Genomic DNA, 16,103 nt, shown 5'->3' on the forward strand with positions numbered 1-16,103 from the left:
ACTCAGGCGGAGCGGTGGTTCTGGACGACCTCTTTCAGGTACAGCGCGCTCTGCTTCGGGGTGCGGACCTGGGTGTCGTAGTCGACCCGGACGATGCCGAAGCGCTTCTCGTAGCCGTAGGCCCACTCGAAGTTGTCCATCAGCGACCAGGCCAGGTAGCCGCGGATGTCGGCGCCTTGCTGAATCGCCTCGGCGACTGCGGCCAGGTGGGTCGCGAAGTACGCCGTACGGCCCTCGTCGGCGACGTAGCCGTTCTCGTCGGGGGTGTCGTCGAAGGCGGCGCCGTTCTCGGTGATCACCATCGGCAGTCCGGGGTACTCCCGGCTGATGCCGACCAGCAGATCGGTGAAGCCCTCCGGGACGATCTCCCAGTCCATCGCCGTCCGCGGCCGGTTCAGCGGCAGGCTGCGGATGATCGGCAGGCCGTCGTCGCCGACGGTCTTGCCGTCCTCGGCGAAGCCGGTGAACTGCTGGCTGAAGTAGTAGTTGATGCCCAGCACGTCGATCGGCGCCGAGATGGTCGCCAGATCGCCTTCCTGGACAGGGATCTCGATACCCTCGGCCGCCAGGTCGGCGACCACGTCGGCCGGGTAGCGGCCGTAGACGAGCGGGTCGAGGTAGAGCCGGCGGCCCATCCCGTCGGCGCGGCGAGCCGCCTCGAGGTCGGGGTGCTGGTCACTGGCCGGGTACGCCGTTGCCGCGTTCAACGTGATGCCGATGTCGAGCTTGCGGGGCGCCGCCTCGCGCATCCGCTCGGTCGCCAGACCGTGGCCGAGCAGCAGGTGGTGCACAGCGGCGACAGCGGCCGGGTACTCCTTGCGGCCGGGCGCGTGCGCGCCGTACGCGTAACCGAGCATCGCCGAGCACCACGGCTCGTTCAGCGTGGTCCAGGTGTTCACCCGGTCGTTCAGCGCGTCGAAGACCAGCATCGAGTAGTCCGCGAACCGGTACGCCGTGTCGCGAACCGGCCAGCCGCCCGCGTCCTCCAGCTCCTGCGGCAGGTCCCAGTGGTAGAGGGTCACCCACGGGTCGATGCCCTGGGCAAGCAGCTCGTCGACCAGCCGGTCGTAGAAGGCGATCCCGGCCGGGTTGATACCGCCCTTGCCGCCGGGCTGGACCCGCGGCCAGGAGACCGAGAACCGGTAGGTGTCCAGACCGAGTTCCTTGATCAGGGCAACGTCCTGCGGCATCCGGGTGTAGTGCTCACAGGCGATGTCGCCGTTGTCGCCGTTGGCGATCGCGCCGGGCACCTGGCAGTAGGTGTCCCAGATCGACGGGGTCCGGCCGTCGGCGTCGATGGAGCCCTCGATCTGGTACGCCGAGGTCGCGACACCCCAACGGAAACCCGGCGGCAGGCTGGAGATCAGCTCCTGCTCGGCCGCCGGGGCGGTGAACACGGTGGAGGTGGGGACTGCGGTGGGGTTCATAGCTGGGCGTACGGCGCGCGCCGGTGGGCGGGCGCCGTACTGGCTCCCTTCGGGGTTTGTGGTGGGGAGATCAGCCGACAGGAACGCGGCCGGGCAGCCAGCAGGCGACCTCGCGGTTCGGGTCGTTCCTGGCCTCGGGGACGCCGAGGACGGGGATCTCCGTCGAGCAGCGGTCGAACGCGTGCGGGCAGCGCGGGTGGAACGCGCAGCCGGACGGCATCCCGCGCAGGTCGGGCGGGGAACCAGGGATCCCGGCCAGCTCCTTGCGCGGGCCCCGCAGTGCGGGGAAGGACTTGAGCAGGCCTTCGCTGTACGGGTGCAGGGAGTCCTTGTAGAGGTCGGCCGACTTGGCCTGCTCGACGATCCGCCCGCCGTACATGATCGCGATCCGGTCCGAGAACTCGACCAGCAGCGACAGGTCGTGGGTGATGAACAGCACCGAGAAGTCCAGCCGCTCGCGCAGCTCGACCAACTGGGCCAGGATCTGCCGCTGCATCACCACGTCCAGCGCGGTGGTCGGCTCGTCCATGATGACGACCTGCGGCTCGAGCACCAGCGCCATCCCGATCATCACCCGCTGCCGCATACCGCCGGACAGCTGGTGCGGGTAGGCGTCCATCCGGTCCGCGGAGATGCCGACCAGCTTGAGCATCTCCTTGGCCCGGGCCAGCCGGGCCTCCTGGGACAGCTGCGGCTCGTGCGCGCGGATCACGTCGAGCATCTGGGTGGAGACCTTGTGCACCGGGTTGAGTGAGTTCATCGCGCCCTGGAACACGATCGAGGTCTCGGCCCAGCGGAACGCCCGCAGCTCGGAGTTGCTCAGCGCCATCACGTCGTACGGGTCGCCGCCGGGCGGGTGGTAGATCACCGAACCGCCGCTGATCACGCCGGGCGGCGGGAGCAGCCGGGTGATGCCGTACGCCAGCGTCGACTTGCCGCTGCCGGACTCGCCGGCCAGGCCGAGCACCTCACCGCGGTGCAGGGTCAGGGTGACGTCGCGGACCGCCTGGACGGACTGGTCGCCGAGGCCGTAGTCGACGTTGAAGTCCTTGATCTCGAGAACAGGAGCCTTCATGCCGCGCCCTTCGCTTCCTTGGTCTTGCGAACGACCGGAGTGACCGGGGCGTCCTTGCTCTGGGTGTTCAGCACCGGGGTGAAGCCGACCCGCATCTTCACGGTCCGGCCGTCGGTGGTCTTCACCTTGGTGTGGCCGGCGCTGCGCAGCCGCGGGCTGACGAACTCGTCGATGCCGAAGTTGATCAGCGACAGCGCCGTACCGAGGACCGCGATCGCGAGACCGGCCGGGACGAACCACCACCAGGCGCCCTGGGCCAGTGCCTGCTGGCTCTGCGCCCAGAACAGGATGGTGCCCCAGTTCCACTCGGAGATGGTCGAGATGCCGATGAAGGCCAGGGTGATCTCGGACATGATCGCGAAGATCACCGTGCCGACGAAGCCGGAGGCGATGATCGCGGTCAGGTTCGGCAGGATCTCGACGGTGATGATCCGCCAGGTGCTCTCCCCGGTGGCCCGGGCGGCCTCGACGTAGTCGCGCCGTCGCAACGAGAGGGTCTGCGCCCGGAGTACCCGGGCACCCCAGGCCCAGGACGTCAATCCGATGACCAAGGCAACCATCAGGTCACCGGCGCCGGGGATGGTGGAGGCGACGATGATGATCAGCGGCAGCGCCGGGATGACCAGGAAGACGTTCGACAGCGCGGACAGGGTCTCGTCCGCGGCGCCGCCGAGGAAGCCGGAGCTGACCCCGATCAGGACCGACAGCGCGGTCGCGATCACGCCGGCCAGCAGGCCGACGAACATCACGCCGCGGGTGCCGACCAGCACCTGGCTGAAGATGTCCTGGCCGAGGTGGGTGGTGCCGAACCAGTGCTTGCCGGACGGCGGCTGGATCAGGTCGCTGCTGCGGGCCGACGGGTCGAACGGCGCGATCCACGGTCCGATGATCGCGATCAGGCAGAAGAAGCCGAGCACGACCAGGCCGGTCGCGGCCTTGCCGTTGGCAACGAAGCGGAGCCGCTGGCGCTTGGCCGGAGCCGCGGCGGAGACCGGGCCCTCGGGAGTGACCGCGGTGACGGTACTGGCTGGTGCGGACATCGGTCAGCCCTCCTTGCGGGTACGGGGATCGAGGAGCAGGTAGGCGACGTCCGCGATCAGGTTCGCGACCAGCACCGACATCGTGATCACCAGGAAGATGCCCTGCAACAGCGGATAGTCCTTGGAGCCGACGGCCTGGAACAGGTTGTAGCCGATCCCGGGGTAGGAGAAGACGATCTCCACCAGCAGGGTGCCGCCGACGATGAAGCCCAGCGACAGGGCGAACCCGGACACGTTCGGCAGCAGCGCGTTGCGGGCGGCGTAGCTGACCATCACCCGGCGCTCGGACAGGCCCTTGGCGTGCGCGACGGTGATGTAGTCCTCCGACGCGACGGTGACCATCATGTTGCGCATGCTGAGGATCCAGCCGCTGACCGAGGAGATCAGGATGGTCAACGCCGGCAGCAGGCTGTGCTGGATCGCGCTGCCGATGAACTCGCCGTTCCAGGACGGCACCAGGCCGGGCTCGTAACCGCCGGACGACGGGAAGAAGCTGCCGCTGCCGGCCAGCAGGGTGATCGCCAGCAGGCCGAGCCAGAAGTACGGGATCGACGAGATGAACGTTGTCACCGGCAACAGGCCGTCCAGCCAGGAGCCGCGCCGCCAGCCGGCCAGGACGCCGAGACCGGTGCCGAGCAGGAAGCTGATCACGGTGGTGATGCCGACCAGCGCGATGGTCCACGGCAGCGACTGGGTCAGGATCTGCGAGACCGGCGCCGGGAAGAAGGTGAACGACGTACCGAGGTCGCCGCGGAAGACCTGCAGCCAGTAGTCGCGGTACTGCTCCAGCATGCTGGAGTCCTTGTCCAGACCGAACAGGACGTACAGCGACTTGACCGCCTCGGTGCTGATGTTGCCCTGCTGCTTGTTGATCAGCGAGGTGACCGGGTCGCCCGGGATCATCCGGGGGATGAAGAAGTTGATGGTGATCGCGGCCCACGCGGTGAACAGGTAGAACGCGATCCGCTGCAGCAGGAACTTCACTGGGCGGCCCCTTCCTCGTAGAGCCAGCAAGCGGCCCAGTGTTCGCCTTCGCCGGAGACGACCGGGAGCTCGAAACGGGGCGGCAGTTCGGTGGTGCACTTCGGCATCGCGTGGACGCAGCGCGGGTGGAACCGGCAGCCGGTGGGCGGGGCGATCAGGCTCGGCGGCTCACCGCCGGCCTCGTCCTCGGGCGCGTCCTTCGCGTCGCCGACCCGGTCGAGGCGGTCGGGGTCCGGCGCGCTCTCGATCAGCAGCCGGGTGTACGGGTGCGCCGGGTTCTGGGTCAGGGTCTCCGAGTCGCCGCCCTCGACCATCCGGCCGGCGTACATCACCAGGGTCTCGTCGGCGAAGTACCGGGCCGAGGCGATGTCGTGGGTGATGTAGAGGATGGCGAGATTGAGGCGTTCCTTCAGGTCCCGCAGCAGGTTCAGGACGCCGAGCCGGATCGAGACGTCGAGCATCGAGACCGGCTCGTCGGCCAGCAGCACCTCGGGGTTGGCGCCGAGCGCCCGGGCGATCGACACCCGCTGGCGCTGGCCGCCGGACAGTTCGTGCGGGAACTTGTCCAGGTAGCGCTCCGGCGGGGTGAGCTGCACGCGCAGCAGCAGGGCGTTCAGGTTCTGCTCGAGCTCGGCGGAGCCGTTGCCGGCCCGGCCGTGGATCTTCAGCGCCCGGGTCAGGTGGTACCGCACGGTGTGGACCGGGTTCAGGGAGGCGAACGGGTCCTGGAAGATCATCTGGACCTGGCGGCAGTAGGCCCGGAAGCCACGGCCACCGCGGACGGTGATCGACTCGCCGTGCAGCTTGATGTCGCCGTCGGTGCGGGAGTACAGCTGGGCCATCAACCGGGCCACGGTGGACTTGCCCGAGCCGGATTCGCCGACCAGCGCGGTGACCCGGCCCCGGCGGAGCGTCAGCTGGATGTCGTCCACCGCGTGCACGGCTTTGCGCTCCTTGGAGAACAGGTCGCGCAGGCTCCGCCGTACGGGGAAGTGTTTGGTGAGGCCTTCGGCCTCGAGGACCACGTCGCCCGTGGTCGAGGGCTCTGTCTCGGTCGCCGTCATGACGTTCTCGATACTCCTAGCTAGATCGCGGCACCGCGGCCGGGATCCCCAGGTGGTGGGATCCCGGCCGCGGCGATTCCTTAGGCGCCCGCGGGCTTCAGGTTCAGGACGATCTGGAGTGCGTTCTGCTGCGTCGGCTGGGCCGGCGCGTACTGGTTCGACTCGTCCGGCCAGCCGGTCCAGTTCTTGGTGCTGTACAGACCACCGACGTTGGACGCCGAGGTCGGGATGACCGGCATCTGCTCGACCATGATCTTCTGCAGCGTGTTCAGCGCCGTACTGCGCGCCGTCTCGTCCGAGGCGGTGGCGTACTCGTCCAGCGCCTTGGTCGCCTCCGGCGAGTTGAAGCGGCCGTAGTTGCCGCTCACGCCGCCCTTGCCGACCGGCTTGAGGATCTTGCCGTCCATGATGTTCTGGTAGATGTCGAACGGCGTCGCGCCACCGTTGGTCCAGTGCATCGCGGCGTCGAAGTCACCCTCGTCCATCTTCTTGAACCAGGCGTCCTGGTTCGCCTTCTCGACGGTGGCCTTGATCCCGATCGTGGACAGGTTGTCCTTGATGATCTCGAGGTCGGTGATGTAGTCCGACCAGCCGGCCGGGTTGGTCAGCGTGATCGTGATCGGCTTGCCGGTCTTGTCCTTCAGGACGTCGCCCTCGAGCTTGTAGCCGGCGGCGGCCAGGTCGGACTTGGCGCCCTCGACGTCGACCGAGTGCTTCTTGTCCTTGTACTCCGGGGCGATGAACGAGTCACCGGCCGGGGTCGGGATGCCCGTGATCGACTCGACCTTCGGGTAGAAGTAGCCGGCCTCACCCTGCATGAAGATGTCGTCGCGGCTGATCACCTTGTCCATCGCCCGGCGCAGCGCCGGGTCGTCGAACGGCTTGCGGGTGGTGTTGATCCACAGGCCGTGGATGCCGAGGTTGGCCGGGAACCAGAGCTTGTGGTTCTTCTCGTCCTTGGACTGGTAGACCGCCTTCACGTTCGGGACGAAGACGAAGCTCCACTCCGAGGCGCCGTTGGCCAGCGCGGTGGTCTGCGCGTTGTTGTCGTTGTACGAGGTGTAGCGCAGTTCCTTGACCTTCGGCAGGTCCTGCCAGTACGCGTCGCGGACCTCCAGCGTGGTGGTCTGCGGGGTGAACGACTTGACCTTGTACGGGCCGGTGCCGATCGGGTTCTTCAGGGTGTCCTTGCTCGGGTCCTTGAGCGCGGACCACTGCGCCTTCGGGATCACGAAGACGGTCAGCACCTTGTTCTGGTTGGTGAACTGCGACTTGGTGAAGGTCAGGTCGACCTTGTTCCCGGACGCGGTGATGGTGCCGTACGGGATGGCGTCCTGGTTCAGGCCCTCGTTGTCCTTGCGGATCTGGAACGAGTACGCCACGTCGTCGGCGGTCATCGGCGAGCCGTCGGCGAACTTCACACCGTCGCGGATGGTGAGCGACAGCTTGGTGAAGTTGTCGGCCCACTTCCACTCGGTGGCCAGCCACGGCTTGCCCTGCTCGGCGGGCTTGATGCCGTTGATCATCACGAGCGGCTCGTAGATCATCCAGCGGTAACCCAGTGAGGCACCCGACGAGGAGCCGAGGAAGGGGTTGTGGTTCTCGGTCTGCGGACCGTTCGGCATGCCGACGTTCAGGACCGTGGCGGTGCCGGCGGTACCGGCGGTTTCCTTCTTGGCATCCCCGTTACTACAGGCAGCCAGTGTGACTGCCGCGAGCACGCCCGTAAGGGCTAGCGCGACTGAGCGTCGAGCTCGCATCGTTCCTCCTGTGTTTCGTCCAACTGGTTGGCGGATGACTGTCGAATGACTGTCGGGTGGAGCCTGGGGGGCCTACGCATCGTGCCGTGAAAGCGCTCTCATGTGAATATCGGCGGCGCTAACAGATCGGTATCGGTGCTGATCCGATGCTGATCGGTGACCAACATCTGATCGGTGATCAAGTCTTCTCACCGGCGGCGGGGCGGGGGCAGCCACCCCGCCGCCGGAGCTTGGCGGCGGACTACCGAGCCACCGGGTGGCGGGCGGTCACGGGGGCGGTTGAGCTGCGCACGATGAGGGTCGTGGGCAGCACTTGGGGCTCCTCCGGCATCGGACTGCCGCCGAAGTAGCCCATCAGCATCCGGGCCGCCGCCTGGCCCATCTGACGCATCGGCTGGTGCACCGTGGTCAGTGGCGGTTCGGTGTGCTGGGCGTAGGGGATGTCGTCGAAACCGACCACCGACACGTCGTTCGGCACGTTCCGCCCGGTCTCCCGGACGGCCTGGATGGCGCCGCCGGCGGACAGGTCGTTGTGCGCGAAGATCGCGTCGAACCGGAGTCCGGCGTCGAGTGCCTGCTGGACGCCTTTGCGGCCGCAGTCGTGGGTGAAGTCGCCTTCGAAGACGAGCCGTGGGTCGAGCTCGATACCGGCCGCCGCGTAGGTGTCGCGGAAACCGTCCAGGCGTTCCTGGGTACAGCCGAACCAGTCCACGCCGGTGATCACCAGCGGCTGGTGCCGGCCGAGCTCCAGCAGGTGCTGGGCCGCGGCCGCGCCACCGGCGCGGTTGGTGGTGGCGACGGACGGGAAAACAGGTTGCTTGGCCCGGTCGTCGATCAGTACGACGGGCAGGCCGCGCGAGTGCAGTTGCTCGATGTAGGCGAGGGTGCCTTCCGGCTCGATCACCAGCAGGCCGTCGAAGGACTGCGCCGAGACCTGGGAGGCGAACTGCTGCATGGACTCCTCACCCCGGTTGCAGGTGAACAGCAGCAGGCCGTAGCCCTCGGACTCGACCACGTCGACGGCGCCCTGCAGGACCTCGCCCATCCAGGGCCAGGTCAGCGAGGGGACCAGCATCCCGACGATCCGGGTGCGGCCGCGGGCCAGGCCGACAGCGCGGGCGCTCGGTACGTAGCCGAGCTCGGCGATCACCTGGCGGACCCGCTCGGCGGTGCGCAGGTCGAGCTCGCCCTTGCCGTTCAGGACCCGGGAAACGGTGGTCTTGCTGACTCCCGCACGGGCGGCGACGTCGGCGATGGTGATCGACACTTCAGCTCCCCTCGGGCGGTTGGGGTGAATGTTGCCGCGACGTGTCCGGAATGTTCGGAACCGGTTTCGGAAGCGGTTCCGTAGAGTGAAGCCGAGTGAGTCAGCTCACGTCAATCACGGTGCGATAACGAATCAGGACTAAGTTCACGATTTGTAAGAAGTCCATCGTTGTCCACAGGTTGCTCCGGCCCGAGCCCTTCCGGAGGCCCGCTGGTGCATGATGGACTCCTCCGGCGAGGTATCGATTTCAGCCGCCGGACGACTACTTGCCGAGGCTCTCGAGGGTGGACCGCAAACAATGGATGTACGCCGGACCACGGTGCGCGACATGCGCCGGTCCAACCGCTCCGTGCTGCTGACGAGCATCTACCGCGACGGCCCGCTCAGCCGCTTCGAGCTGGGTCACGAGACGTCGCTGAGCGCCGCGAGCGTGAGCAACCTGGTCGGCGAGCTGCTCGACGAAGGCGTGGTCGAGGAAGCCGGCTCGGTCGAGTCCGACGGTGGCCGGCCGCGGGTCCTGCTCCGGGTCGCTCCGGACTTCGGGTACGTCGTCGGCGCCGAGGTCGGCGAGACCCGGGTCCGGGTCGAGCTGTTCGATTTGGCGATGAACGTGCTCGCCACCGCGGTCTACCCGATCGAGACCCCGAAACCGGCTCCTGAGCTGGCCGTGAAATACGTGCTGACCGGCCTGCGCGAGGTGCTCGACACGGCGCGGATCGCGCCGGACCGGGTGCTCGGTCTCGGAGTCGCAGTGGCCGGAGTTGTCGAAGGCCCGGCGGATGCCGTCGTCCACGCGCAGACGCTGGGCTGGGACGGGGTGCCGTTCGGTGCGCTGCTCGCTGCCAAGACGGACATTCCGGTCCAGGTCGACAACGGGGCTAATGCGCTGGGTCAGGCGGAGATGTGGTTCGGCGCTGGTCGGGGAGCGACCGATGCCGTGGTCGCGCTGGTCGGCTCCGGGGTCGGCGCTGCGCTGGTCACTGGTGGCTCCAGCTACCGCGGCACCCGCAGCAGCGCGGGGGAGTGGGGCCACACGACGATCATGTACGGCGGCCGCCTCTGCCGCTGTGGTGCTGAAGGGTGCTTGGAGGCGTACGTCGGGGCTGAGGGTGTGCTCGAGCGCTTTCGGTCGGCCGGTGGTCGATTCGCTACTGCTGCTGGTGACGAGGAAGCGGTCTTCAACGAGCTGCTCGACGGGGTCGGTACTTCGGAGATCGCGGCCAAGGTCGTCGAGGACACGATCGGCTATCTGGGTGCTGGTTTCGCCAACCTGGTAAACCTTTTCAACCCGGAGCGGATCGTGCTGGGTGGTTGGGCCGGGTTGCTGCTGGGCGAGCGGTATCTGCCGCAGTTGCGCGAGGCGGTCGGCCGGCATGCGCTGCGGCAGCCGTACGCGCAGGTGTCGATCGAGTTGTGTGAGCTGGGGCGGGACGCGGTGGCGATGGGGGCGGCTACTTTGCCGATCCTGCGGTTGCTTCGGGATGGTGGGTCGACCACGCGGGGGCCGCGGAAGGTTGCCGCGCGGGTTCGGTGACCGGGGCGGGGCCTACGTTCTGGAGGCGCAGATCCGCGTGGTTCCGGAACCTCGGTCTGCTATTCCGAGTTCAAGACTTCAACTATGCTGTGAAAAAACCCGCCTACTACCCCTTGGGGGTCACCGATGGTCGAGCTGTCACCGCTCCGGCAGGACTTCGTCTGGGGTACCGCTACGTCGGCGTACCAGATCGAAGGCGCGATCGATGCCGACGGCCGGTTGCCGTCGATCTGGGACACGTTCTCCCGGGTCCCGGGTGCGATCGACAACGGGGACAACGGTGATGTCGCGTGCGACTCGTACCACCGCTGGCCCGAGGATCTCGCGCTGCTGAAGCAGCTCGGCGTCGACGCGTACCGGTTCTCGATCGCCTGGCCGCGGGTGATCCCGACCGGGTCCGGCGCGGTCAACGAGGCCGGCCTGGCGTACTACGAGCGCATGGTCGACGATTTGCTTGCCAACGGCATCAAGCCCTATGTCACCTTGTACCACTGGGATCTGCCGCAGGCGCTGCAGGATCTCGGCGGCTGGGACAACCGGGAGACGGCGTACCGGTTCGCCGAGTACGCGGCCGTGGTCGGCGCCCGGCTGGGCGATCGGGTCACCGACTGGGTGACCTTGAACGAGCCGCTGTGCTCGGCCTGGATCGGTCACTGGGAGGGGCGGATGGCGCCCGGTACCAAGGATCCGGCGACCGCGGTGCGGGTGTCGTACAACCTGATGCTGGCGCACGGGCTCGGCGTCGCGGCGTTGCGTGAGTCGGCGCCGAAGCCGCCGTCGGTCGGTCTGGTCGTCAACCTGAGTGGGATCGAGCCGGCCTCGACCGCTGCCGCCGACATCCGCGCCGCGCAGATCGCCGACGGGCACATCAACCGGTGGTGGCTGGATCCGCTGTTCGGCCGCGGGTTCCCGGCGGACATGGTCGACGTGTACGGCGTCGAGCTGCCCGAGCAGCCGGGGGACGCCGCGATCATCGCGGCGCCGACCGATTTCGTCGGGCTGAACTACTACTTCCGGCAGATCGTCAAGGCCGACGAATCCGTTCCGGTGCTGGGATTCAGCCAGGTGCCGGGCCCGAACGCCGAGCACACCATGCTCGACTGGGAAGTCCACCCGGCTGGGCTGGAGGAGCTGATCCTGCGGCTGGCCAAGGAGTACGGCGCGGAGAAGATCTACATCACCGAGAACGGGTCAGCCTGGGTGGATCAGCCCGACGCCGAGTTCAATGTCGACGACGTGGATCGAACCGCCTACCTGGAAGGGCATCTGGCCGCCTGCGTCCGCGCGGTCGAGCAGGGCGCCCCGCTGGCCGGCTACTTCGCCTGGTCGCTGATGGACAACTTCGAGTGGGCCTACGGTTACGCGCCGCGGTTCGGGCTGTCGTACGTCGACTACCCGACCGGCAAGCGGGTGATGAAGACCAGCGGCAAGACCTACACCAAGCTGATCGAGACCCACCGTCAGCCGTGAGATAACGCAACGAAAGAAGGGCCCCTACCTCGGGATGAGGTAGGGGCCCTTCTGTTCAGGAATTGTTACAAGGTCCACTTCTGGGCGGTCGCGCCGTTGCAGGGCCAGATCTGCAGCCGGTTGCCGTTGGCGGTGTTGCCCGACGGGAGATCCAGGCACTTGCCGGACTGCGGATTCACGAACGTCTGCGATCCGGTGTAGTTCCACTGCTGGGCCGGATTGCCGCTGCAGTTGGCGATCTGGAGCTTGGTGCCGTCGGCGGTTCCACCGCCGGCGATGTCCAGGCACTTGCCGAGGGCGCGGACCGTGCCGTCACCGGGCCGGCTCCACTGCTGGGCGCCGGTGCCGTTGCAGTCCCAGATCTGGACCGGCGTGCCGTCGTTCGGGTTGGCGCCGGCGACGTCCATGCACTTGCCGAGCGCCTTGACCGCGCCGTTGTTGCCGCCGCCTCCGCTGGTGAGGCTGTTGACGCGGACGTAGTCGACGACCATCGACTGCGGCATCACCGTGCTGCCGTCGGGGTAGCCGGGCCAGTAGCCGCCGACCGCCACGTTCATGATCATGAAGAACGGGTGGTCGAACACCCACGGGTCGCCGCCGAGGTCGGCCGGCGTCTTGCGGGCGTACTGGACGCCGTCGACGTACCAGGTGACGGAGTTGGGCTCCCAGTCGACGGTGAAGGTGTGGAAGGCGTCGCTGAACACCTGGCCGCCGGGCAGCGTGTACCGCGAACTGATGCCCTCGGCCGCGGAGTAGCCGGGGCCGTGCAGGGTGCCGTAGGCGTTGGTCGGCTCCTTGCCGATGTGCTCCATGATGTCGATCTCGCCGATGTTCGGCCAGCCGCCGTTGCCGGTGCCGAGCATCCAGAAGGCCGGCCAGATGCCTTGGGTGCGCGGCAGCTTCATCCGCGCCTCGTACCGGCCGTAGGTCTGGGTGAAGGTCTGCGCGGTGAGCAGCCGGGCCGAGGTGTACTCGCAGGTGCCGTAGTGGCACTGGAAGCCGCCGCTCTCACGACGTGCCGTGATCACCAGGTTGCCGGCACCGTCCTTGGCGGCGTTGCGGGTGCTGTTGGTGTAGTACTGGCGCTCGTTGTTACCCCAGCCGGAGCCGCCGATGTCGTAGCGCCACTTGCTCGCGTCGGGAGCCTGGCCGTTCGGGCCGTCGAAGTTGTCCTCCCAGATGACCGGCCCGACCGCGTTCACCGCGGCTGGTGCGGCAGCGGTCCCGGCGGCCGACGTACCGGCTGTCGCGGGGGCTTGGAGGACGGCGGTGCCGACCAGGGCGGCGCCTGCTGCGAGCAGGGCTGCGGTCCGGAATCGGGGACGCGGAAGTCTCATGCGTGCCTCATTTCTCGCGCGGCCGGAACCAGCGGAACCGGCCGTTGGGGGGCGGGGGCGGACTGTCGCGAGACAGGGAATCGCTGGGTGGCAGCTTGCTGTGAGAACGCTCTCAGGTCAAGACCACACATAAATATAAGACGTGAAAAAAGTGTCGGTGTGACGTTGACAGTGTGTTGCACGGATGGTTATCTCGTGCTGACCACCAGTTGCGGCGCGGGCAGACGCCGCCACCTCGGGGTTACCGCCCACCCCTGAGAAAGCCCTTGAGCAAAAGGGAGATCCGCCCATGTCCTCGAACGGGACCCCACGCCGCGGTCTGTTCCAGCGCCGCCGCCGTCTCCTGCCGGCACTGTCCGGCCTCGCCGCCCTGTCCGTGATCGCGACCGGCTTCAGCATCAGCAACCCCGAACCGGCCCATGCGGCCGGCGAGCAGGTCAACGTCTGGCTGACCACCACGAACGACTCGGGTGGCCGCAACGTGACCCGCGGCCTGCAGCAGCAGGCGCCGGTCAACTTCGGCCCGGCCGGCGGTTCGGCCAACCAGACCACCACGGTCAACGAGAACACGACGTACCAGTCCTTCGAGGGCGGTGGCGCGTCGTTCACGGACTCGGCCGCCTGGTTGCTGAACAGCAGCAACACGATCTCCGCCGCTACCCGCAACCAGGTGATGAAGGACCTGTTCGACCCGGTCAACGGGATCGGCCTGGCCTTCACCCGCAACCCGATGGGCGCCTCCGACCTGGCCCGGTTCAACTACTCCTACGACGACACCTGCTGCGACCTGAACAACTTCAGCATCGCCCACGACCTGACCGACGTGGTGCCGCTGACCAAACAGGCCAAGCAGCTGAACCCGGCGCTGAAGGTCAAGGGCGCGCCGTGGAGCGCGCCGGCCTGGATGAAGGACAACAACAAGTTCACCAACCGGGGCTGGCTGAAGGCCGAGTACTACCCGATGTACGCGCAGTACTTCGTCAAGTACGTCCAGCAGAACGAGGCCCAGGGCAACCACATCGACTACGTCTCGGTGCAGAACGAGCCGACCTGCTGCGGCACCGACGACACCGGCTACGCGTCGATGAACTGGAACGGCGCCGGCCTGCTGAACTTCACCAAGAACCACCTGTTCCCGGCGTTCCGGGCGGCCGGCATCACCACCAAGGTGATGGTGCTGGACTACAACTGGGGCAACTACAACGACCTCGGTTCGGTCCCGCTCGCCGACGCCGGTCTGCGCAACGACCCGCTGTTCGGCGGTATCGCCTGGCACGGCTACGGCGGCGACGTGAACCTGCAGACCACCGTGCACAACCAGTACCCGGCCGTGAACCACTACATGACCGAGCACTCGGGCGGTACCTGGATCGCGAACCAGCAGGTCGAGGACATGAACAACCTGATCGACTACACCCGGAACTGGAGCAAGTCCTGGGTCAAGTGGAGCCTCGGCCAGGACCAGAACATGCTGCCGTTCGTCGGCGCCGGCTGCAACGTCTGCACCGGGCTGGTCACCATCCAGCGCGGCGGCGCGCGGGCCGGCCAGGTGGACAAGACGGTCGAGTACTACACGATGGGTCACCTGACGAAGTTCGTGAAGCCGGGCGCGCTGCGGATCGACTCGTCCGCGAACTCGTCGGTCAAGAACGTCGCCTGGAAGAACCCCGACGGCTCGAAGTCGCTGATCGCCTTCAACACCACCGGCGGCAACCAGTCGGTCCGGGTGAACTGGGGTGGCCAGTCGTTCACCTACACGCTGCCGACCAAGACCTCGGCGACCTTCACCTGGAACGGTACCCAGAGTGGCGGCGGCGGTGGCACCACCGGTCAGATCACCGGCCTGGCCGGTAAGTGCATCGACGTAGCGGCCGCGAACAGCGCGGACGGTACTGCGGTGAACCTGTACGACTGCAACGGCAGCAACGCGCAGCAGTGGACCCGCCCTGGTGACGGCACCCTCCGCGCGCTCGGCAAGTGCCTCGACGTCTCCGGCGGCTCGACCGCCAACGGCGCGCAGACCCAACTGTGGACCTGCAACGGCAGTGCCGCTCAACAGTGGAACTACGCGAACAACGACCTGGTGAATCCACAGGCGAACAAGTGTCTCGATGTCACCGGCAACAACTCTGCCAACGCCACTCGACTGCAGATCTGGACTTGCGGCGGCACCGCGAACCAGAAGTGGACTGTCTGACCATCCATTGACGGGGTGTCCGCACGGGGACACCTGCAACCCGACCGCCACCGCGCCCCCGGTGGCGGTCGCGTTGCGTACGGGCCTTGACTCTCCGGTAGGCGGAGGGTGGAGGGTTACCCCATGACGGCGTCAGTCACCATCGGTGAGTTCTCCAGGCTCACGCACCTGAGCGTGAAGACCTTGCACCACTACCACGAGATCGGGTTGCTGGCCCCGGCGCGGATCGACGCGTCCTCGGGGTACCGGCGGTACGCGACCACGCAGGTCCCGGTCGCGCAGCTGATCCGGCGGCTCCGGGATCTGCAGATGCCGCTCGCCCAGGTGCGATCCGTGGTCGAGGCACCGGACGTCCAGACGCGTGACCAGACGTTGCGGCTGCATCTGGATCAGATGGAGCGTGAGCTGGCGCAGACCCGTGAGGTGGTCGCGTCACTGCGGTCGATGCTCACCCTGCCGGACTGCGACTTCACGGTCGAGTACCGGTTCGTGCCGGCTTTTCGCGCGTACGCCGTCACGGACCGCGTCGACCGCAACGAGATCGATGCCTGGTGCGGGTCGACCTTCGGGCTGCTCGGCGAGATCGCCGGCCGGCACGGGATCACGGCCACCGCCGGCGCGACGTACGGGGACGAGTTCTTCACCGAGGACATCGGTGAGGTGGTCGGGTTCCTGCCGGTCGCGCCGGACCAGCCGGCGATCGACCGGGTCGAACTGGTCGACCTGCCGGCGAGCTTCTTCGCGATCACCCGGCACGAGGGGTCGTTCACCGACTTCGATCGCACCTACGGCGCGCTCGGCAGCCACGTCGCGGAGTACTGCGAGGTGGCCCCCGGGCCGATCCGTGAGCTGTACCTGGTCGGACCCGGCGACGGGGCCGACGAGAGCGAGTTCCGTACCGAGATCTGCTGGCCGATCCAGCGGATCCCCATCCCGAAAGGCTGAATC

12 protein-coding genes are annotated in these 16,103 nt (G+C 67.5%); 4 read left to right on the forward strand and 8 right to left on the reverse strand.

The features are described 5' to 3' along the window. Positions 1 to 2 precede the first annotated feature (2 nt). The 7 genes from AB0P21_RS23525 to AB0P21_RS23555 all read right to left on the reverse strand — a co-directional run bounded on the left by AB0P21_RS23525 (position 3) and on the right by AB0P21_RS23555 (position 8,617). On the reverse strand, positions 3 to 1,427 hold the full coding sequence (locus AB0P21_RS23525; protein ID WP_363699281.1) for a GH1 family beta-glucosidase: 1,425 nt from the start codon (positions 1,425 to 1,427) through the stop codon (positions 3 to 5). A gap of 70 nt (positions 1,428 to 1,497) precedes the next feature. After that, a complete protein-coding gene (locus AB0P21_RS23530) occupies positions 1,498 to 2,502 on the reverse strand; it encodes an ABC transporter ATP-binding protein (protein WP_363699282.1) in 1,005 nt (334 codons plus the stop codon). Continuing rightward, a complete protein-coding gene (locus AB0P21_RS23535) occupies positions 2,499 to 3,542 on the reverse strand; it encodes an ABC transporter permease (RefSeq protein WP_363699283.1) in 1,044 nt (347 codons plus the stop codon). Before AB0P21_RS23535 ends, AB0P21_RS23530 begins: the two co-directional genes overlap by 4 nt. 3 nt (positions 3,543 to 3,545) lie before the next feature. After that, positions 3,546 to 4,526, reverse strand: coding sequence for an ABC transporter permease (locus AB0P21_RS23540; protein WP_363699284.1), 981 nt, complete (start codon positions 4,524 to 4,526; stop codon positions 3,546 to 3,548). Continuing rightward, positions 4,523 to 5,590: an ABC transporter ATP-binding protein gene (locus tag AB0P21_RS23545; protein WP_363699285.1), complete on the reverse strand. Its 1,068-nt coding sequence runs from the start codon at positions 5,588 to 5,590 to the stop codon at positions 4,523 to 4,525. The genes AB0P21_RS23540 and AB0P21_RS23545 overlap by 4 nt, the downstream gene beginning before the upstream one ends. A gap of 80 nt (positions 5,591 to 5,670) precedes the next feature. Continuing rightward, positions 5,671 to 7,350: an ABC transporter substrate-binding protein gene (locus AB0P21_RS23550; protein ID WP_363699286.1), complete on the reverse strand. Its 1,680-nt coding sequence runs from the start codon at positions 7,348 to 7,350 to the stop codon at positions 5,671 to 5,673. Positions 7,351 to 7,591: 241 nt separating this feature from the next. Then, positions 7,592 to 8,617, reverse strand: coding sequence for a LacI family DNA-binding transcriptional regulator (locus tag AB0P21_RS23555; RefSeq protein ID WP_363699287.1), 1,026 nt, complete (start codon positions 8,615 to 8,617; stop codon positions 7,592 to 7,594). Between the two features lie 298 nt (positions 8,618 to 8,915). On the opposite strand from AB0P21_RS23555, the gene AB0P21_RS23560 reads away from it, so the two are divergent. Further along, a complete protein-coding gene (locus AB0P21_RS23560; RefSeq protein WP_363699288.1) occupies positions 8,916 to 10,151 on the forward strand; it encodes an ROK family protein in 1,236 nt (411 codons plus the stop codon). 126 nt (positions 10,152 to 10,277) lie between these two features. After that, entirely contained in the window at positions 10,278 to 11,621 is a 1,344-nt protein-coding gene (locus AB0P21_RS23565; protein WP_363699289.1) for a GH1 family beta-glucosidase, read from the forward strand. Between the two features lie 65 nt (positions 11,622 to 11,686). Here AB0P21_RS23565 and AB0P21_RS23570 read toward each other — a convergent pair whose 3' ends face one another. Beyond that, positions 11,687 to 12,958, reverse strand: a complete 1,272-nt coding sequence (locus AB0P21_RS23570) for a family 16 glycosylhydrolase (protein WP_363699290.1) — start codon at positions 12,956 to 12,958, stop codon at positions 11,687 to 11,689. A 289-nt stretch (positions 12,959 to 13,247) separates the two neighbouring features. Here AB0P21_RS23570 and AB0P21_RS23575 point away from each other — a divergent pair, with 289 nt between their 5' ends. Further along, positions 13,248 to 15,155 carry a ricin-type beta-trefoil lectin domain protein gene (locus tag AB0P21_RS23575; protein WP_363699291.1) on the forward strand — a complete coding sequence of 636 codons (1,908 nt, stop codon included), beginning with the start codon at positions 13,248 to 13,250 and terminating at the stop codon, positions 15,153 to 15,155. Positions 15,156 to 15,278: 123 nt separating this feature from the next. Continuing rightward, the gene (locus AB0P21_RS23580; protein WP_363699292.1) at positions 15,279 to 16,100 is read left to right on the forward strand and encodes a MerR family transcriptional regulator; all 822 of its coding nucleotides are present in this window, start codon (positions 15,279 to 15,281) and stop codon (positions 16,098 to 16,100) included. Positions 16,101 to 16,103: the final 3 nt, after the last annotated feature.

It is taken from the genome of Kribbella sp. NPDC056861 (genome assembly GCF_040687575.1).
Lineage (GTDB): Bacteria > Actinomycetota > Actinomycetes > Propionibacteriales > Kribbellaceae > Kribbella.

Excerpts from the sequence above, each read along its gene's own strand:
- AB0P21_RS23535 (WP_363699283.1), bottom strand. The coding sequence starts at position 3,542 with ATGTCCGCACCAGCCAGTACCGTCACCGCGGTCACTCCCGAGGGCCCG.
- AB0P21_RS23530 (WP_363699282.1), bottom strand. The coding sequence starts at position 2,502 with ATGAAGGCTCCTGTTCTCGAGATCAAGGACTTCAACGTCGACTACGGC.
- AB0P21_RS23525 (WP_363699281.1), bottom strand. The coding sequence starts at position 1,427 with ATGAACCCCACCGCAGTCCCCACCTCCACCGTGTTCACCGCCCCGGCG.
- AB0P21_RS23565 (WP_363699289.1), top strand. The coding sequence starts at position 10,278 with ATGGTCGAGCTGTCACCGCTCCGGCAGGACTTCGTCTGGGGTACCGCT.
- AB0P21_RS23575 (WP_363699291.1), top strand. The coding sequence starts at position 13,248 with ATGTCCTCGAACGGGACCCCACGCCGCGGTCTGTTCCAGCGCCGCCGC.
- AB0P21_RS23550 (WP_363699286.1), bottom strand. The coding sequence starts at position 7,350 with ATGCGAGCTCGACGCTCAGTCGCGCTAGCCCTTACGGGCGTGCTCGCG.
- AB0P21_RS23580 (WP_363699292.1), top strand. The coding sequence starts at position 15,279 with ATGACGGCGTCAGTCACCATCGGTGAGTTCTCCAGGCTCACGCACCTG.
- AB0P21_RS23545 (WP_363699285.1), bottom strand. The coding sequence starts at position 5,590 with ATGACGGCGACCGAGACAGAGCCCTCGACCACGGGCGACGTGGTCCTC.
- AB0P21_RS23560 (WP_363699288.1), top strand. The coding sequence starts at position 8,916 with ATGGATGTACGCCGGACCACGGTGCGCGACATGCGCCGGTCCAACCGC.
- AB0P21_RS23570 (WP_363699290.1), bottom strand. The coding sequence starts at position 12,958 with ATGAGACTTCCGCGTCCCCGATTCCGGACCGCAGCCCTGCTCGCAGCA.